Origin of the sequence: Maritimibacter sp. HL-12, from assembly GCF_900177545.1 — a bacterium.
Taxonomy (GTDB): domain Bacteria; phylum Pseudomonadota; class Alphaproteobacteria; order Rhodobacterales; family Rhodobacteraceae; genus Sinisalibacter.
Genome location: NZ_FXBQ01000001.1, coordinates 2,337,266 through 2,356,565, shown reverse-complemented (window position 1 = coordinate 2,356,565; position 19,300 = coordinate 2,337,266). Strand labels below are relative to the sequence as shown.

The 19,300-nt window shown below is 61.5% G+C and carries 15 protein-coding genes and 1 tRNA gene; 9 read left to right on the top strand and 7 right to left on the bottom strand.

Annotated elements, in window-relative coordinates; translation table 11 throughout:
• Positions 1-32: 32 nt before the first annotated feature.
• Together B9Y97_RS11820 and B9Y97_RS11815 are read right to left on the bottom strand one after the other, a co-directional pair.
• A complete protein-coding gene (locus B9Y97_RS11820; protein ID WP_176224355.1) occupies positions 33-386 on the bottom strand; it encodes a hypothetical protein in 354 nt (117 codons plus the stop codon).
• Positions 387-408: 22 nt separating this feature from the next.
• Entirely contained in the window at positions 409-1,005 is a 597-nt protein-coding gene (locus B9Y97_RS11815) for a sigma factor (RefSeq protein WP_085526926.1), read from the bottom strand.
• A gap of 316 nt (positions 1,006-1,321) precedes the next feature.
• On the opposite strand from B9Y97_RS11815, the gene B9Y97_RS11810 reads away from it, so the two are divergent.
• Entirely contained in the window at positions 1,322-2,164 is an 843-nt protein-coding gene (locus tag B9Y97_RS11810; protein ID WP_085526925.1) for an HNH endonuclease, read from the top strand.
• Between the two features lie 15 nt (positions 2,165-2,179).
• On the opposite strand, the gene B9Y97_RS11805 is transcribed toward B9Y97_RS11810, so the two are convergent.
• Positions 2,180-3,130, bottom strand: coding sequence for a helix-turn-helix domain-containing protein (locus B9Y97_RS11805; protein ID WP_139828286.1), 951 nt, complete (start codon positions 3,128-3,130; stop codon positions 2,180-2,182).
• The gene (locus B9Y97_RS11800; protein WP_085526923.1) at positions 3,090-4,331 is read right to left on the bottom strand and encodes a hypothetical protein; all 1,242 of its coding nucleotides are present in this window, start codon (positions 4,329-4,331) and stop codon (positions 3,090-3,092) included. The genes B9Y97_RS11805 and B9Y97_RS11800 overlap by 41 nt, the downstream gene beginning before the upstream one ends.
• Positions 4,332-4,668: 337 nt before the next feature.
• Between B9Y97_RS11800 and B9Y97_RS11790 the strand changes: the two genes are divergently transcribed.
• From B9Y97_RS11790 to B9Y97_RS11755, 8 genes are all read left to right on the top strand, one after another.
• Positions 4,669-5,121: a DUF2924 domain-containing protein gene (locus B9Y97_RS11790; RefSeq protein WP_085526921.1), complete on the top strand. Its 453-nt coding sequence runs from the start codon at positions 4,669-4,671 to the stop codon at positions 5,119-5,121.
• Positions 5,118-6,425 carry a recombinase family protein gene (locus B9Y97_RS11785; RefSeq protein ID WP_085526920.1) on the top strand — a complete coding sequence of 436 codons (1,308 nt, stop codon included), beginning with the start codon at positions 5,118-5,120 and terminating at the stop codon, positions 6,423-6,425. Before B9Y97_RS11790 ends, B9Y97_RS11785 begins: the two co-directional genes overlap by 4 nt.
• A complete protein-coding gene (locus B9Y97_RS11780; RefSeq protein WP_085526919.1) occupies positions 6,422-6,823 on the top strand; it encodes a hypothetical protein in 402 nt (133 codons plus the stop codon). Before B9Y97_RS11785 ends, B9Y97_RS11780 begins: the two co-directional genes overlap by 4 nt.
• A gap of 154 nt (positions 6,824-6,977) precedes the next feature.
• Positions 6,978-9,470, top strand: coding sequence for a type I restriction-modification system subunit M (locus tag B9Y97_RS11775; protein WP_085526918.1), 2,493 nt, complete (start codon positions 6,978-6,980; stop codon positions 9,468-9,470).
• A complete protein-coding gene (locus B9Y97_RS11770; RefSeq protein WP_085526917.1) occupies positions 9,461-10,759 on the top strand; it encodes a restriction endonuclease subunit S in 1,299 nt (432 codons plus the stop codon). The genes B9Y97_RS11775 and B9Y97_RS11770 overlap by 10 nt, the downstream gene beginning before the upstream one ends.
• On the top strand, positions 10,752-13,847 hold the full coding sequence (locus tag B9Y97_RS11765) for a type I restriction endonuclease subunit R (protein WP_085526916.1): 3,096 nt from the start codon (positions 10,752-10,754) through the stop codon (positions 13,845-13,847). Before B9Y97_RS11770 ends, B9Y97_RS11765 begins: the two co-directional genes overlap by 8 nt.
• Positions 13,847-14,560 (top strand): M48 family metallopeptidase, encoded by a 714-nt coding sequence (locus B9Y97_RS11760; RefSeq protein WP_085526915.1) that lies wholly within the window; start codon positions 13,847-13,849, stop codon positions 14,558-14,560. The genes B9Y97_RS11765 and B9Y97_RS11760 overlap by 1 nt, the downstream gene beginning before the upstream one ends.
• 62 nt (positions 14,561-14,622) lie before the next feature.
• Positions 14,623-17,319: an ATP-binding domain-containing protein gene (locus B9Y97_RS11755; RefSeq protein ID WP_085526914.1), complete on the top strand. Its 2,697-nt coding sequence runs from the start codon at positions 14,623-14,625 to the stop codon at positions 17,317-17,319.
• 326 nt (positions 17,320-17,645) lie between these two features.
• Here the strand turns inward: B9Y97_RS11755 and B9Y97_RS11750 are convergent.
• The 3 genes from B9Y97_RS11750 to B9Y97_RS11745 form a co-directional block, all read right to left on the bottom strand.
• A tRNA-Ser gene (locus B9Y97_RS11750) sits at positions 17,646-17,735 on the bottom strand.
• Positions 17,736-18,053: 318 nt separating this feature from the next.
• Positions 18,054-18,245, bottom strand: coding sequence for a hypothetical protein (locus B9Y97_RS17935; RefSeq protein WP_139828285.1), 192 nt, complete (start codon positions 18,243-18,245; stop codon positions 18,054-18,056).
• Between the two features lie 66 nt (positions 18,246-18,311).
• Positions 18,312-18,899 carry a hypothetical protein gene (locus tag B9Y97_RS11745; RefSeq protein WP_085526913.1) on the bottom strand — a complete coding sequence of 196 codons (588 nt, stop codon included), beginning with the start codon at positions 18,897-18,899 and terminating at the stop codon, positions 18,312-18,314.
• Positions 18,900-19,300 lie beyond the last annotated feature (401 nt).

The window sequence follows — 19,300 nt, the reverse complement described above, 5'->3', positions numbered from 1 at the left end:
GTGATCGGTGAAGAAAGATTGAAACGCGGGCATCAGGCGGCCTCCGCGTCTGCGAGCAGCAGCTCGGACAGCGAGACGGCAGCGGCTTTGGGCTTGGGCCGGGCGACGGCGATGTAGGCGAACTGATCCGGGCCCACGCGCTCCTGCACGAGATGCACGAGACCCTGCTCGGCGGCCCAGAAGGCCCGCGATCCAAGCCTGCTCAACTCGGCGCGTGCCGCATCCGACAGCCCCGAAAACACAGGGAAGATGTCGAGCACCAGAAAGCCACGGTGGTATTCCAGCCGGTCGCCGGGAACGGCCTGCGCCACCCAGGCGCAGAACTCGATCTCGGAAAGCGGTCGGCTGGCGCGGACCGTGATGAAGGGTGTGGTTTCCATGAACATGATCTCCTCCTTTCCCCTCTACTCAGGCCGCTGCCACATCGTCCCAGGAGGGACCGAGGCCGTGGGCGGTGAGGACGTGGCGGAGATCAGCGATGCGGCGGTAGAGCCCGGACCGGCTGCCAAAACCTTCGGAGACCAGTGCCGATACCGGGCGATGCGCCAGCGCCGCGCAGAGGTGACGATCCTCGACAGGCAGATGCGAAATCGCGGTTTGCACGGCCTGATGCTGCTCGGTGGAGGCATACGCGGTGGTCGCCTGGCCGTGCCAGGCCGACATGCCCTCGTCCTCACCGATGGTCTCGGATAGCGGACGCTGGTCGTCCGGACCCGAGGGGGCATCGAGCGACAGCAGCCCGCCACCCTGCGCGCGGCGCTGGCGGTGGTGACGCATCGCGATCCGCGAGGACTGGTTGCGCAGGACGATGTTGGCGAATGCGCCGATGTTGCCGCGCGAGGGATCGTAGGCGGGCAAGCGGCGCAGCAGATCGACCAGGAGGTCCTGACCCAGATCCTCGCGCTCGCAGACCGGCAGGGTCAGCTTGCGCCGAAGCCGTTGCGCCGCCTCATCGGCCTCGTGGATGATGGTTTCAATGTCGTCGGGGGAGAGTTCGATCTGCATCGCTGTGCGCCTCGGTCATCGTTTCTGATGAGCCCAAAGTGCCGGATGCGGTCGGCGTGCAGGTGGGAACTGGGTGGGAATAAGGTGGGGGTTTGGTGGGTCCGGCCGCGTTAGAGAGCCAGTCGGGCAGAAGACCAGCTACGCCTGTTCATGCCTTGGTCGGCTCCAAGGCTGTTGCCGTGGTTGCTGGTCACTCGGATACTGCGGGCGCAATCGACCCGTCTCATCCCTTTGTTACTGTTCGGTTTCGAGGCTATGCTGGCTATCGGCGACAGAATCGCGAACCACGAAAGAAACATCCGCAGTCCTCGAAAAAATGAACCACAATCAATACTTGAAATTCTATCGAGCGGTTAAAATGACATACTTGTTGGCGCGCGTAGAAAACTTTTCCCGCTTTGACGGGGAGAACCTATCTGCAGATCCAGTCATGGGGTATGGCCGAAGCGGCAAGGTTCCCCATGAAATCCATAACTTTTCGGTCGCATCAGATGGGTTCATTTATGGCTACCTTCCGAAAGAAGGTGGAGGTGACTTAAGCAGGCTGGGTGGCAATAGAGGCGACGCGGAAGTCTCCAACGTCACAGTAATATTCATCAGTAGCGGTGTGTTGTGCGGATATTACAGGAATGCGACGGTCTTTTCGCATCCGATTAGGCACCCTGATAATCTTGAAGCCGGCAGTTCACCGATCTATTGCAGAGTGAAGGTGCAGCCCGAAAATGCATTTCTGATCCCAGCGGGCAACAGACACGACGAGCTACAGCCTAGACCATCCGGCCAGTTTCCAGTTCTCTACGGGAACGAGGATTCTGCCTGGGTCCGTTGGTTTGAAGGTTTGGTCGCAGGAATCCAGCAAACATTCCGCAGTGAGAAAAAACGAAGGAAATGGACAAGTAGTGTTGAGCGCAGCTCCAAGGCTCGAGCAATGGCGCTTCATGAATACGGCCTTAGATGTGAATGCTGCAATATAACGCACACCGACAACGTTCGCGCGTCGATTTTTGAAGTTCATCACAAGGTACCATACGCGGAAAACTTCGAGACGCGACAATTGAAGATATCCGATCTGGCAGTCCTTTGCGCAAATTGCCATCGAATGATCCACAGAATGCCGGATGTTTCCGATGTCAATGCTCTCAAAGCCTACCTGAAGTAGGTGAACGGTACCGGTTCAGTCTTCAACAACGATGTCCGCAGCGACGACGCCTAGACGGTAGCCCCTTCCTCGGACGGTCATGATCAGGGCCTTGCTCTCGGCATCGGTGAACCCCGCAGCCTTGAACGCGTCGCGCAGCTCGCGGATTAGATCCTTGGCCTCGCGCGCCGTCGTGCCTTCGACATGGGCTCCGGAGGCGACCTGATCGCGCGACATCGCTTTCTCCAGCAGGCGTTCGAACACGGGGAAAATCTGACGCGACAGAATGACGGAGCGACTGTCCCATTGAACCTCGGCCGTTGCCCTTCGCACACGAAGCACGGGCGCCAGCGGAACCGGCGCCAGAGCCGCGACATCGATTGCGACGCCGAGGCCATCCGAGGCAGGAATCAGCACCGCGAGGGTTTCGACCAGATGAAAGCCCGCATCCTGGTGTCGCTGGGCAGTCTCCGGTGGCAACTTCGGTGCGAGGATCGTGATGTCCGCGCCCTGCGCCGCCTGGCGTAACGATGCGATGATGCCGTCGCCGGTCAGGGCCGCGGGCTCCATTGCAAGAAACACCGCCCGACCCGATGGCGTGTCGCCGAGGTGCCAGACATTCTCCGCCGCCAGCTCCGGGGCCGCGCCAAATCCCGCAGCCGCGCCGATCACGGATGCCAGTGCCGCAGCTCCGATGCGAAATACGCGCAAATCGTCCTTGGTGAGTTCGATGTCCTGTCGATGATCGAACGGGCACTCAGCCCGAAACGCATCGCCGACTTTCCGGATCGGCCGAAAGGGCAACCCACACTCGCAGGCATCGCAGACCTCCCAGTCGGAGAGCGGCGCCTGTTCGACGACGATCCGTTTCGCCAGCAGCCGATCGAAGACCGGACCGAAGAAGGGCGCGGCAAGCTCGCCGGGCAGGATCGCGTCGTCGCCAGCCTCACTCAGCCGCGTCAACAACCTCAAAATCGTCTCGGTCATTCATCAGCCCGTTCCGTTCGATCAGCTTCATCACCCGCGCCTCGTGCTGGGTCCGGCGGAACTGCACGACGCCAGGGGGCCGCAGCTTGACCGTAACCTGGGGTTGGCGCTTGCCATCGCCCTTGAACAGGATCCGGAACACAAGCTCGCCAAGCCGCCAGGCACCGCCGAATGACACCGGCGTACTCCCGAAATGCTGGAGCGCGTCACCGCCGAGATCCCGCGACCGCAGCGTGCGCACCACCCGAGGATACCCCTTCTTGCCGGGCGCCATCAGGTCGGCCGCCGCCTCGATGATCAGCACCTTGTCGATCAGCGGATCGTAGGCGGCATCGAAGGCGAAGCCCGGTCCGGCCAGTTCGACCGGGTGCAGGGTATAGAGATCCTGCGCATCGTCGCCGTCGAAGAAGCCGGGCCTGTCGAGGATGATCGAAGCGAAGAGTTCCGCGATCTCGGGCTGATGCGCCTTCCGGATACGGGCCAGCCGCAGCATGCCGGTATTCTCGGAATATCGCAGCACCGCGTGGGAAATCTGCCGGACGCTGATGACCCGTTCGACCTGGCCGTCGACGACCGGCATGGTCGAAACCATGGAGCCGTGGCTGACCACGAGGTTGATCTCGTCATCGTCGTCGTAGTCGCCGACCCGGCAGTAGTCCCCGAGAAACGCGTCGCAGAAGAGCGCGGCGACGGCCGTACGGAACGCCTCGACCTTTTCTTCCGTCAGATCGATCGCACCGCCCCGTTCCCGCCCGGCATATTCGTGCAGGCGATCGGCCGTGAACATCGCCATGTGGTCGGCGGCGGCGTCGAACAGATCGGGATGTTCCAGAAACACCCGGACGGCGATGTGCTTGGGATCATGCGCCTTGTTCGGCGCGTCCTCGTCGCCGGTCTTCATGTCGGGGAACAGATCGACGCCCTGACGGGCTGCCTGCGCTTGGATGATCTCGAGGCCGCGGGCATCGCCCAGTTCCGCGATCCGGTGCAGGTCACCGCGCAAGCCTTCGGGATAGCTGTCCTCGGGGCCGGTCAACAGCGTTTGCAGCGCCTCGCGGGCGGCATCCTCTTCCTGATCCAGCAGGTCCAGGGAAAAGCCCTGATAGTTGCCCGCATGCCGCGTCAACAGCGGCTTGATCAGGGCGAGATCGATGGTCTTGATGAACCGGGGGTTCACGAACTTCTTCAAATTGCCGGCCACGACGCATCCCCTTTCCTGAAAGTTAAGCGTTCCCGATACGTTCTTCGGAGTGATTCTGCAACCTGGACGTGTTCGGCTGGGACGGTTTTGGGATTTGACGAGTAGAGGCTGAAGGAGACAACCAATCCGAGTCCCGCATGAAACGCCCCAATCCACTCCCACCCGACCGGATGACCGCCATCGAACGCCGCACTGAGCTGTGCGGTCTGCTCGCGCTCGGTTTGCTCCGGTTGAAGTTGCGCGAGCGTGGCGAACAATCTGACAATACTGGAGAAATACGCCTACACTCTCCGGCATGCGCATGCCGTCATGCAACTCCAACTCATGAGGAGATAACATGACGACGCATGATCCCATCCCCGCGCGCCTGGCCGCGCTCAAGACCACCTCGACGCAAGACCTGAAGGCGCAGTGGCGCGATTTGTTCGACAGCGAGCCGCCGCCGTTCAATCGCCGCTACCTCGAGAGCCGTCTGGCGTATCGCATCCAGGAGCTGGCCTATGGCGGGTTGAAGCCGGAAACAGTGAAGCGGCTCGAAGCCCTCGGCGAGCAGCTTGACGGCGGTGATCGCAAGAAAAGCCGCATCCGTGCCGATCTGATGCCCATTGTAGGCACGCGGCTGATCCGCGAGTGGCAGGGCGTCGAGCACGTTGTCACCGTCACAGTGGACGGGTTCGAATGGGAGGGGCGGCCCTACAAGTCGCTGTCTGCCATCGCGCGCGCGATCACCGGTACGCGCTGGAACGGGTGGGTCTTCTTCGGCCTGAAAAACCACCGGAGGGGCGCATGACCAAACCAATCGTCCGGAAACTGCGATGCGCGATTTACACCCGAAAGTCCTCCGAGGAAGGGCTCGAGCAGGAGTTCAACTCGCTGCATGCCCAGCGGGAGGCCTGCGAGGCCTACATCGCCAGCCAGCGGTCGGAAGGCTGGGTGCTGGTCCGCGATCAGTATGACGACGGCGGCATTTCCGGCGGCACGCTGGAACGCCCCGGATTGAAGCGGCTGCTGGAAGACATCGAGGACGGGCTGGTTGACGTGGTCGTCGTCTACAAGATCGACCGCCTCAGCCGCTCGCTGGCGGACTTCGCCAAGCTGGTCGAGGTGTTCGACCGCAACGGGGTCACCTTCGTCTCGGTGACGCAGAGCTTCAACACCACCACGTCCATGGGGCGGCTGACGCTCAACATCCTGCTTTCGTTCGCCCAATTCGAGCGAGAGGTCACCGCCGAGCGCATCCGCGACAAGGTCGCCGCGAGCCGCAGGAAGGGCATGTGGATGGGCGGGGTGCCGCCCTATGGTTATCGTGTCGAGAACCGGAAGCTGCTGGTGGACGAAGAACGCGCCGAGCATGTGCGCTGGATCTTCTCCCGTTTCCTCGAGATCGGGTCCTGCACGGTGCTCGCGCGCGAAGTGGCCAAGCGCGGTATCCGCACCCCGCGCGGCAACCCGATCGACAAGAAGTACCTCTACCGGATGCTGAACAACCGCGCCTATATCGGCGAAGCGGTCCACAAGGGCGATGGCTATCCCGGCGAGCATGACGCGCTCATCAACCGCGAAATGTGGGACCGTGTCCACGCCATATTGCAGGAGAGCCCACGCAAGCGCGCCGCGCGCACCCGCGCCAACACGCCGGCGCTGCTGAAGGGGCTGCTGTTCGGCCCCGATGGCGCCGCGTTCTCGCCGACCCACACCCGCAAGGGCGGGCGACTGTACCGCTACTATGTCAGCCAGACAGTGCTGAAGCATGGCGCTGGATCCTGCCCCATCGGCCGCGTGCCAGCAGGGGAGATTGAGACCGCGGTCATTGACCAGCTGCGCACCGTGTTCCGCCAGCCTGAGATCGTGGCAGGCACATGGAAGGCAGCGCGCGCCCACAATGACGGCATCGCTGAAACCGACGCCCAAGCCGCCCTGCAGCAGCTCGACCCGCTGTGGGACGAACTCTTCCCGGCCGAGCAGGCGCGCATCGTGGCGCTGTTAGTCGAACGGGTCGATGTCGATACTGACGGGCTGAACCTCCGGCTGCGCGTGGACGGTTTGACCGCACTGGCGCAGGAAATGATGGCTGATCTCGGAACGGTAGCATGAACCGCGCGAAGCTAGTGCCGGAAACGGTGACTGTTCATATCCCGTTCCGCGTCGTGAAGCGCGGCGGCCGAAAGGAGATGCAGCTGCCGGAGGGAGCGGCGCAGCCGCGGCGGACGGACAGCACCCTCGTCAAGGCGCTGGCCCGCGCCTTCCGCTGGAAGCGGATGCTGGAGTCGGGGGATTTCGTGTCGATTTCCGATCTGGCTGATCAAGAGGGCATCGCTTTCACTTACATGGCGCGCATCCTGCGCCTGACTCTGCTCGCGCCCGACATCGTCGAGGTGATCTTGGACGGCAAGCAGGTACCAGAGATGACCTTGGCGCGCCTGCTTGAGCCGTTCCCAATGGAATGGGGCGGTCAAGGCGCGGCCTTCGAGCTTGACAGTGCAGGCTCTTAGCAGCTGCCGCGCTCTCGTAACGCAAGGCACCGCCGCTCCATGGCAGTTGGCTCTGGAAGGCGTCCCTCTTAATCGCTACTCTGGTCCGGAAAATCACATTCATGCCGAAGTGCCCTCAGGGCTTTCTTCGACGGAAATGGGCTGAAAAGAAACAATGGCAGTCAAGAAATCAGATCTCTATTCCTCCCTCTGGGCATCATGCGACGAGTTGCGCGGCGGAATGGACGCAAGCCAATACAAAGATTACGTCCTATTTATGCTTTTCATCAAATATGTCTCCGATAAATATGGGGACAGCGATGATCTCGAACCGCCAATCATCATTCCGAAAGGCGCGAGCTTCAATGACATGGCGGCCCTCACAGGCAACCCGAATATTGGAGATCTGATTAATACGCAGGTCATTCAGCCGCTCGTTGACGCGAATGAGATGTTGGCACGCACGGACTTTCCGGATTTCAACGATCCGAACAAGCTTGGCGAAGGCAATGACCGCGTCGACCGGCTTGGTCGTCTGATTTCCATTTTCTCCAGCCCGGATCTGAATTTCGCGAAGAACCGCGCGGACCACGACGATATTCTGGGCGACGCCTATGAATACCTCATGCGCCACTTCGCAACCGAAAGCGGCAAGAGCAAGGGGCAGTTCTACACCCCGTCGGAGGTCAGCCGGATCATCGCAAAGGTGATCGGTATCTCGCCAAAGAACACGGTTGCCGGAACTACCGCATACGACCCGACATGCGGTTCGGGCTCGCTGCTCCTCAAGGTGGCGGCCGAGGCCGGCAAACGGATCACGCTGGAAGGCCAGGAGAAGGACGTGACCACCGCCGGTCTCGCCCGCATGAACATGATCCTGCACGATTTCCCGACGGCAAAGATCGTGGCGGGCAACACCCTCACAACCCCCAAGTTCCTCGAGGGGGAGCGCCTGCGGACATACGACTACGTCGTCGCCAATCCGCCGTTCTCTGACAAGGCTTGGAGCACCGGCTTCAGCTATGACGACAAGGGCGCGATTTCGGACAAGCACAAGCGGTTCGAATGGGGCGCGCCGCCAAAGAAACAGGGCGATTATGCCTATCTTCTGCACATCATCCGCACCATGAAAAGCGCGGGCAAGGCCGCCTGCATCCTTCCCCATGGCGTGCTGTTCCGTGGCAATGCCGAGGCCGACCTGCGCGAGGCGCTGATCAAGTCCGGTTATCTCAAGGCGATCATCGGTCTGCCGCCGAACCTTTTCTTTGGGACTGGGATCCCCGCCTGCATCCTCGTCCTAGACAAGGAAAACGCCACCGCCCGGCGCGGGATCTTCATGATCGACGCGTCCAAGGGGTTCCGCAAGGACGGCGCCAAGAACCGCCTGCGCGAGCAGGACATCCACCGCATCGTCGACACCTACCGCAAGGGCGCGGACGCGCCAGGCTATGCCCGCATGGTGCCCTTCGACGAGATCGCGGACCCACGCAATGCCTTCAACCTCAACCTGGCGCGCTATATCGACACCTCGGAGCCCGAGGATATCCACGACATCGACGCGCATCTGCAGGGCGGCATCCCGAAACGGGACATCGACGCACTGGAAGGCTGGTGGAAGGTCATGCCGTCGCTGCGCGGCGAGCTTTTCGAAGACCTCCGGCCCGGATATCTGTCGCTGACCCGCCCGATCGCCGAGGTGAAGACGGGCATCGAGGAGCATGCGGAATTCCGTACCTTCACCGCGGCGGCCGCGGGAACCTTTGCCGCTTGGCGGGGCAGGACGGATGCGGCCTGCCGGGCCTTCGCGCCCGGTGACCAGCCGAAGGAGCTGATCGAGACCACATCGGAGGACCTGCTCGAAGCCTTCCGCAAGGTGCCGCTGGTCGACCCCTATGACGTGTACCAGCACCTGATGGACTACTGGGCCGAGGCGCTGCAGGACGATTCCTATGTCATCGCGGCCACCGGATGGGTCGCCGGTGCCAAACCGCGCGAGATCCTCAAGCGCAAGAACAAGGACGGCAAGCTCGCTTGGCCCGAGCCGGGCGATTACGTCCTCGGGCGGCGGCGGTTCACCTCGGACCTGATCCCGGCCCGCCTGATGGTGGCGCGGTTCTTCGCAGCCGAGCAGGCCGAGATAGAAGCCTTCGACGTCCGCATCGCGGAACTGGAGCAGGACCTTGCCGAAAAGCTCGAAGAGGGCGCGGGCGAGGACGGGCTGCTGGCCGAGGTAATCGAGGGCGAAGGCGACAAGCAGAAGATCACTGCGAAGGCGCTGAAGGCCCGGCTGAAGGAAATCGGCCGCGACCCGGACATGGCCGACGAACGGAAGGCACTCGAAGCCTACCAAAAGGGGATGACCGCGCTCGACGCCACGAAGAAGAAGCGCAAGGCGGCGGACGATGCCCTGTGGAAAATGGTGCACGACCGCTATGGCACGCTGACCGAGGAGGAGGCCAAGACGCTGGTGGTCGCGGACAAGTGGCTCGACACCATCGAGGCGCGCGTGACCGACGAGGTGGCGCATGTGGCGCAAGCCCTGTCCACCCGGGTCAAGGGGCTGGCCGAGCGCTATGCCATGCCGCTGCCCAAGCTGGAGGAAGAGGTCGATCTGCTTGCCGCCCGTGTCGCAACCCATCTGAAGGCGATGGGGGCCGCATGGACCTGAGGCCCGGCTACAAGCAGACCGAGATTGGCCCGATCCCCGAGGACTGGGACGCGGTGCCCCTGGGCGATCTGTTCACCTTCAAGAACGGGCTGAACAAGGCGAAGAAGTATTTCGGCTATGGCACGCCCATCGTGAACTACATGGATGTGTTCCGTCAGCCTGGCTTGCGTCTTGACCGGATCGAAGGGCGAGTCGACGTTTCCAAGTCGGAGCTAGAAGCCTTCGAGGTGCGGAAGGGCGACGTGTTCTTTACCCGCACTTCCGAAACCGTTGAGGAAATCGGCGTCGCAGCGGCGATGCTGGACCAGGCGCATAACACAGTGTTCAGCGGCTTTGTCCTGCGCGCTCGCCCCACGAACGACATGCTTGACGACCTGTTCAAAGCCTACTGCTTTGCGCCACGCTACTTTCGCCGACAGGTCGTTGCGCGGGCGACCTACACGACGCGGGCATTGACCAATGGGCGCTCGCTATCAGCGGCTTTCCTCGTCGTTCCGCCGATTTGGGAACAACGCGCAATTGCGGAGGCACTTGCGGACCTAGATGAAACGATAGCAGCTCTGAGCAGCTTGCTAGCGAAGAAGCGAGTTCTTCGATCGGCCGCTGGGCGACGTATGTTGACTGGCGAGTTCCGTTTGCCTGGCTTCGATGAAGAGTGGTCAACCCTAGAAGCGCGTGAAATCGGAGCCTTTAAGGGAGGGAGTGGCTTTCCATTGTCCGCTCAGGGCGAAGTCTCAGGTGATTACCCATTCCTAAAAGTCTCGGACATGAACCTTGAGGGAAATGAAACCTTCATCAGCACCGCAAACCACTACATCTCAGAAGAAACGCGCAAGCGCGTCGGTGCCACGCCGTTTCCGGCCGGGAGCATCATTTTTGCCAAAGTTGGTGCTGCAGTGTTTTTGGAAAGAAAAAAGATTCTTAGCCAAGCAAGCTGCATCGATAACAACATGGGGGCGTTCTCACTCAATACGAAAATAGTGGATGTAGCCTACGTCCATTCTCTTTTGCTTACCATAAAGCTAGGAGCCATTGTCTCGACAACGGCACTGCCCGCATTGAATTCAAAGCACTTAGGCGATTTGCTGTTGGCAATTCCGCCGATTGAAGAACAACGCGCGATCGCGGCTGTTCTGGCGGATATGGATTCTGAAATCACTTCACTGGACGCCCGTCTCGAGAAGACCAAGGCGCTCAAGCAGGGGGTGATGCAGGCCTTGCTGACCGGCCGCGTGCGCCTGCCGGTCAAGGGTGAGAAGCTGGGGGCGTTGGAAGTGGCCCATGCCTGAACGTCCCCGCAGCGAACGCGTCACGCAGGACCGCCTGGCGGCCCACATCACCATGCCCGAGGACAAGGGCGGTCTCGGCTACCGGAACCTCGGCGACTGGTCGGGCCGCCTTAGCAACCGCTGTGTCGAGCCTGACCTGCTGCGCGACAACCTCTCCGCTCGCGGCTATTCCGACGACGAGATCAACGCCGCCCTGACGCGCCTGATGCAGGCGATCGAGGTGACCGGCACCACGCTCTATCAGGCCAACCTGCGCACCTACACGCTGCTTCGCTACGGCGTCGATGTGCAGACCTCGGTCGCCGCCCCGCACAAGACGGTGCATCTGATCGATTGGGACAACCCCGCCGCCAACGACTTCGCCCTCGCCGAGGAGGTGACGCTGAAGGGCGGCCACGAACGGCGCCCCGATCTGGTTGTCTACCTCAACGGCCTCGCCGTCGCGGTGATCGAGCTGAAACGCTCCTCGGTCGAGATCGGCGACGGTATCCGGCAGCTGATTTCGAACCAGGACGAGATTTTCAACGCGCCGTTCTTCGCCACCGCGCAGCTTCTGCTGGCAGGCAGCGATGCGCAGGGCCTGCGCTACGGCACGGTCGGCACGCCCGAAACGCTGTTCGTCGAATGGCGCGACGAAGACCCGCCGATTGGTGATCTGGCGGCCGGTGCGCTCCTCGACAGACCAGTGGGCCAGATGCTGCGCAAGGACCGGCTGCTCGACCTGATCCGGAATTTCGTGATTTTCGACGCGGGCATCAAGAAGGTCCCCCGGCAACACCAGTTCGTCGGCGTGAAGCTGGCGCAGGAACGGCTGGCCAAGCGCGAGGGCGGTGTTATCTGGCACACCCAGGGGTCCGGCAAGAGCATCCTGATGGTGCTGCTGGCCAAATGGATCCTCGAACGCGAACCGGATGCCCGCGTGCTGGTCATCACCGACCGCGACGAGCTAGACAAACAGATCGAGGGCGTGATGCGCAACGCGGGCGTAGTCGCTGCCGATGCGCCATCGCCTCGAGTGACGCGCCGCGATGAGTTCGTAAGCTGGTTGGGCGCGCCGTCGCCTCGCCTGATCTGCGCGCTGATCCACAAGTTCGACACGACGGAGCTGACAGGGCCGCCGCCGCGCGTCACCGGCCGCTTCTACGTGTTCGTCGACGAGTGCCACCGCACCCAGGGCGGCGACATGAACAAGCAGATGAAGCGCTGGCTCGAGGGCGCCATCTTCGTCGGCTTCACCGGAACCCCGTTGCTGCGGAAGGACCGGCAGACCACGCGCGAGGTCTTCGGCACGTACATCCACACCTACAAGTTCCAGGAAGCGGTCCGGGACAAGGTCGTGCTCGACCTGAAATACGAAGCGCGCGACGTGCCGCAGCGCATGACCAGCCCGGCCGCGATCGATGCCTGGTTCGAGAAGAAGACCAAGAACCTCAACAACTTCCAGAAGGCCGTGCTGCGGAAGCGTTGGGCCAATATGGAGGAGCTGCTTAGCGCCACCGAACGGAAGCGCCGGATCGTCGCCGAGGTCGTGCAGGATTTCGATCTGAAGCCTCGGCTGAGCGACGACAGGGGCACAGCAATCCTGGTGGCCTCCTCGATCCGCGACGCCTGCGAGTTCTACCGCGAGTTCCAGAGCACCCGGCTCGGGCCGCATGTGGGGATCGTCACGTCCTTCGAGCCGAACCACAATGCGATCTCGAGGGAGCCCGCCAACAGCGACGAGCGATACAAGTACGACACGTACACAAATTTCGTGCTGAAAGGCGGCCAGAGCACGACAGCCTATGAGACCGAGGTCAAGCGGCGCTTCATCGAAGAGCCGGCGAACATGAAGCTGCTGATCGTGGTGTCCAAGCTTCTCACCGGCTTCGACGCGCCGAGCTGCAGCTACATCTATCTCGACGACAAGCTGCGGGACCACACGCTGTTCCAGGCGATCTGTCGGACCAACCGGATCGATGGGGACGACAAGGATTACGGTCACATCGTCGACTTCAAGGAGCTGTTCGGCGACGTCCAGCACGCGATTGCCGTCTACAGTTCGGATGAACTCGATCTGGATGCGGGCAGCGGCGGCGACAACAACGTCGAGATCAAGAACTGGATCGAAGAGGGGAAGGCCCGCCTCGACGCAACACGCGAAGGGCTTCACTATCTTTGCGCTCCGGTGCCCCCTCCGAGAGAAGTAGAGCAGTTCCTGCGGTACTTCTGCGGTGATGCCGCCGATCCGAACGCCCTGACCGAGACCGAGGCGCTGAGGATATCGTTCTACAAATCCGTGGCGTCGTTCGTTCGGGCCTATGCAGCCATCGCGCAGAACTTGGACGACGCAGGGTATTCCCCCTCCGAACAGAACGACATCCAGCGTGATGTCGATTTCTACAGTGATCTCAGGGCCGCCATCAAAAAGCATTCGGGCGAAGAGCTCGACATCAAGCCCTATGAAGCCGACATGCGACATCTCCTGAACACCTACATTCAGGCCGATCCTGCCCAAGCGCTCGGAGCCCTGTCGAACGTCTCGCTCACCCAAGCCATCATAGAAACTGGGATCCATGACGCTATCGCCAAGCAATTGAACCAGAAAGGCAAGCTGTCGAAGAATGCTGTGGCTGAGGGAATTATCAACAATATTCGGAAAACCATTATTCGCGATCAGCTCACAGACCCCCGGTTTTATGACGAGATGTCCAAACTCCTAGAGGACTTAATCAAGCAGAGCCGAGACAGTGCAAAGGCCTACGAGGACTTCTTGAAAAAGGCCGAAGACTTGGTTCGAAAGATGGCGACGCGCGAAGTCGGACCTGATCTGCCGACCGGGCTACACGGAAATCGGGAGGCTACCGTGGTGTTCAATAACCTTCAAAGTTTGCCTGCTGACAAGTTTACCTGCCCTGGCAATGAGGAAGAAAGGGCTGAGCTTGCGCTTGAGGTGGACCGGGCCATCCGTGAACACGCCCCCGCAGGCTGGAAGGGTGATCCGGTCCGAGAGCGCGAAGTGAAGAACGTGCTCTTCCCGCTATTCAATCGTGATAGAGATGCAACGCTCGCGATGTTCGAGATCATCAAGAACCAACAGGGGTATTAATGGGCGAGTTGATCGAAATCGGCGATATTTCCATCAGTGTGACCCGAAAAGATGTCAAGAACGTCCACCTTTCGGTCCACCCACCTGACGGGCGCGTCACTCTTGTAGCGCCGGCTTCGACTAGAATAGATGTTGCGCGCGCATACGCGATCACACGGATTGGATGGATCCGGCAACAGCAAAAAAAGCTGCTTTCGCAGGTGCGAGAATCTCCACGTGAATTCGTGGGTCGCGAAACCCACTACCTCTGGGGACGCCGCCATCTCCTCCGTGTGACGGAGCTGGATGCGAAGCCTGAGGTAAGATTAGATCATCGCACGATCCATCTCCAAGTGCGCCCCGGGACTCCCCGCGACGGACGCGCCAAGGTGATTCACGCTTGGCATCTGAAGCTTCTTCATGGCGTAGTCCCCCCCATCATCGACAAATGGGAAGGCCGCATCGGCGTTAAGGTCCGCCACTACTTCTTGCAGCGGATGACCACCAAGTGGGGAAGCTGCAATTCCAAGGCTGGCACCATTCGGCTGAACACCGAACTTGTAAAGAAGCCTCGCGACTTGCTGGAATATGTAATCGTTCATGAGTTGGTCCATATTTCAGAGCCGACGCACAGCCCTCGGTTCTTTGCCCTACTTTCTGAACACTATCCGAGTTGGTCTGAAGCGCGACATGAGCTCAACGAACTACCTGTTCCCCAGCTTGCTGGGAGCTGAAGTGATGACGGGTTTCGCCACTACATTTGACGGACGCAAAGAGAACAAACTTCGGGGGGAAGATGACCGAGCCGGGCCAGAGGGATGATGTTGCGCGAATATCCAAGGATACACTCGCTGCGTTGACGGACTTGGCATCCGCCGCGCGCGCGCGGCTCGCCGAAAACCGTGCCTCCGGTGCGGACTCGTTCGCGAGCATCAATACGTTTACGTCCGGCGGGGCGCTGAAGTCTCTCGGCGATATCGATGACGCGCGCACGCGCAGTCTCGCCTCGCTTGCGCAGGAACCAGCCATCGCCCGTATCGTGGTCGAACTCGAAGACGGGGAGACGGTAACTTACTATATTTGCCGAAACACCGCGGAGAGCTTCGGCAAAGCGACATTTAGACTCGCCGGTCGCAACACTCCCGCTGGCCGCTTGGCGTCGCTGGACGTCGGCGACGATTTTGAACTGCGGCTGCCCAAAGGTGAAGTCACCGTCACGGTGCTTGAGAAAGGACTCCTGCATCCACGGTTTACGGACGCGCTTTGGGATTCACACAACTCGGTTCTGTCCACAGAAGCGTACGGCCCGATCACCGTGCCGTCGATGCGAAAGCTGCTGATCGAGCCAGGCCAAGCACCGCTGACTGAGGAAGATCTTCTCGCTCATATTCTGGCTGAAGCGCAGCAAGCCGATGACACCATCGAAGGGATCAGGCGCACGGTCATCACCAAAATGGGCCTGCGCGATCAACCCATTCTAGACCGCTACCAGGACGAAATTTTCCGGCTGCCGCTCCAACAGCAGCTCCTGATTATTGGGCCGCCGGGGACAGGCAAGACCACCACGCTGATCCGCAGGCTCGGCCAAAAACTGGATCAGGCCTATCTCGAAGACGACGAGAAGCGTGTTGCCGCCGCGGCTGAGGCCGAGAGCGGGCTGCCACATAAAGACAGCTGGCTCATGTTCACCCCGACCGACCTGCTGAAACAGTACCTTAAAGAGGCTTTCGCGCGAGAGGGCATCGCGGCACCTGACCAGAAGATATCGACCTGGGACCGGTATCGTCTGGAGCTTGCCCGCAATCATTTCCGCATCCTGAAATCCAGCACCGGCGGCGGTGCTTACGTGCAGCAACGTGACGCAAAGATTCTCCTTCCGGAGACGATAACCGGGCAGACCGACTGGTTTCTTGACTTCAACGAATGGCAGCTTGCGGAGTTCTGGTCCGACCTCGTCGCCGCCGCCGAGACACTGAAAAAATCCAAGCGCGCGGATGTCGCTCGTCTCGGCAATGCAGCTGAAGCCCTTCTCGGCCGTCTACGGAGGCTTACCACTGCCGGCGCCCTGCTGGAACTTGTCCGCTTCATTGGATCGGTCCAAGGGCCTCTGTCTAGCCTGCGAGTCGAGTCAGACGAACGCATCCGCCGTCACATCAATTTTCGGCTCAACCATGACCGCGGGCTGCTGACGGACTTCGCGCGCTTTCTCGATACGCTCACGCCAGAAGAGGACCTTGAGGAAGGCGACGGCGAAGACGATGAAGACGTTACACCGGCGCAGACGCCGGTCGCAAAGGCCTTGGCTGCATTCACCTCCAACATAAGGAGTCAGGCCGTTGCTGCCGCCTCCGGCCGGACAGCCCTGCGAGGCGGCCGGGCAGCCCGCATCGCTACTTGGATCGGCGACAGAACCATGGAGCGCACCGAACTAAGACAGCTTGGCGACAGCCTTCAACTCCAAACAGCACTGCGGCGTTTCACAAATCCCATCAGCCGGTATGTCAACGGCCTCCCAGCTCGATACCGACGTTTCCGTCGGGCGCGCATCATGGAGGCGCGGTGGTACGATGCTGCTGTCAAGTCGGCTGCAGATGCCCATCCGCTTGAGGTCGATCTGATGCTGGCAGGTACACTCGGCGTCCTGGCAGAAATCGTGACGGAACCGGCACTCGGCCGATTGCCGGACAGCGGGGCGCTCGAACCTGTGCGCCAATATCGCACACTCGTCCGCAACCAGATCATGGTCGACGAAGCAACAGATTTCTCACCGCTCCAGCTTCGCAGCATGGCGGCTCTATCCAATCCGACCATTCGTTCGTTCTTTGCCTGTGGTGACTTCAACCAGCGCATTACCCAATGGGGCAGCCGGTCGAACGACGACATGATCTGGGCGGTTCCCGGTATCGACGTGCGGCCTATCGAAGTGACTTACCGCCACAGCAGGCAGCTCAGCCACCTCGCTTCGGAAATCGTTCGCATCTGCTCCGGCCAAACGGTTCATGTGACTCTGCCCAAAGACCTCAAGAGCGACGGCATCGATCCCGTGCTTGCCACGAACCTCGTAGGCCACAATGCCATCGCCGACTGGCTGGCAGCGCGACTGGTCGAAGTCGAAGGTCTCACATCGCCTCTGCCCTCGGTCGCCGTCCTGGTAAACAACGAGCAGGATGTTGGGCCGCTTGCCGAGGCACTACGTAAGCGCGTGGAAGCCCACAACATGAATGTTGTTCCGTGCTACGAGGGCCAGTTTGCAGGGCAGAACAACGATATCCGCGTGTTCGATGTCCAGCATATCAAAGGCTTGGAGTTTGAGGCTGTGTTCTTTGTCGGCGTGGACGAACTGGCCGAACAGCATCCCGATCTCTTTGACAAGTATCTCTATGTCGGCACGACGCGCGCTGCCACATATCTCGGGCTTACCTGTCACGGTGCTGCCTTGCCGGAGAAGCTCGAACCGGTTGAACCTCTTCTCAAACAAATGTTCATCGTCTGACGCCTGCTTAGTCTGGTGCCGTCCGACCTGGTCTCGGTGGGTAATGCCGATTAGAGCTGGCACTGGTTCGATTTCTGTTCCTTCTTGCGAAAGGTTCTGGGATCGAAGTGCTGAGCTGCAGCCGCTAAATATCGATTGCGATTCATGTGCTTACAGGCTCTCCACCAAAGTTACGCGGTCGAGAGGCCCAGAGAATATCGGCCCTGAGAGACCGCTTCCGGACCTCCTGGCGCCGGAGGCGGTGCTCAGCCCTTCCCGATAACCCACTAAAACAACGAGAAAATCCGGCCGCAGCCGGACCGGGAGAATGCTTTCGCGGGGGCAGGTGGCGGAGACGATGGGATTCGAACCCACGAGACGGTTTCCCGTCTACTCCCTTAGCAGGGGAGCGCCTTCGACCACTCGGCCACGTCTCCGCTGGCGTGTCTATTTGCATGCCCCGCGGAAAACAAGGGGGAAATCGGGGGGCCTGCGCGATCTTCGGGGCGGACTGCCGAGCGTGGCCCCGCGTCTTCCCGCGGCAATCCGAACTCGAACGATACTTGCAGAAAACCCGGTTGGCACAAGGGGTCGCCGGGGCGCGGCCTGCCCGGTTCGACGCCGCCGCGCGGGCGCGGTCGGCAGCCGCCTGATGCGGGTGTCCGCATCCCTCGGTTGGCCCTGGCGTCGCATCGAGAGCCTGCTTCGGGCGGCGCGGCGGTCACCCGGGCGCAGGCCGGCAGGACCGGCGGCGATCACTCGTTCCGCCCCTTCAGCCCCATCCAGATCACGAAGCCACCGATGACGACGAGGGTGACCGGCACGAGAAATCCCTGCGCAAGGTCTTCGGCCCCCGCGCCGTCGCGCAGAAGCTCCACCGCCCCAAGGAAGGCGATCCCGCCCAGGGCGACCAACGCCCCGCCAATTGCGTATGCCAATAGCCGCACTGCCGATCCTCCGCTGACTTGCCTCGCCCGATCACACCACGCCGCCGCCCGCAACGCGTCCTGGCGTCACAGCTCGTTTTTCAGTCGCGCCCGTTCTGCCGCCCACCGTGCAATGAAATCCGTCTCGTCGCCATAGTCCATGAAACCGCCGTAGCGCGCATGGGCACCGGGCCAGCGGCGCGCATGCTTGATCGGGCACCAGTGGGCCTCGGTCCGCGACGCCACTTCGCGGGCATAGGCGATCACCCCGCCCGCATATCCGCAATAGACACAGTTGATCTTTTCCAGCGTGTTCAGGTAGCCCAGCCTGTGCCTGTCGATCACGATGAACTCGCGCCGCTTCACCCGCGCGATCCCGTAGACCGGAAAGCAGATCCGCTGGTAGAGCGTCACCCAGAGATCGACCAGCGCGAGCGGCAGGATCAGCGAATAGATCACCGGCGCCGAAAGCACCACCGCGGGCCGGATGCCCCTGACATAATCGCCCAGCTTCTGGCGCGCCGCGCGATGCCGGGCACGCACATCCGCCTCGAACACCACCCGCCCGCGCTCGAGCCGCGCGCCCAGTGCCTCGCGGCGACGGTCAACCTCCTCCTCCACCGCAGCCTCGATCTCGCGCGCCCGCGCGCGCAGGTTCTCAAGGCTCGTTTTCATGGCAACCTCCCGATTGTTGTGCGCAGTCTGCCAAACGGCGCGGCGGATGACCAGCGCGGTCGCTGCCGGCGCGGCCCTCGTCCCGTAAACGGAAACAGACCTTTTCCGCCATGGTGCTTGCCTCGCCGCCACCTTCTCGGCACATTCCCGGCAACGGGCGGCGCGGTGATCCTTCCCTCGTTCATCTCTCCGCGCCGCCCCCTGTGAATCCCGGTGTGAATCCCGGTCTGGCGACCTTTGCTCAACCCGAGGTCCGGTGGCCTTTCTTCTGCTTTCCGTCGGCCCGGTCGTGACCAATTTCTCGTGGTCCGGCCTGCCGTGGTCCAGGGCGTGCCCGTCGCGCTGCATGGGATCGACGGCAAGGCGGTGCTCATCGCCTTTGTGCGCGTGATTGGCGGCGC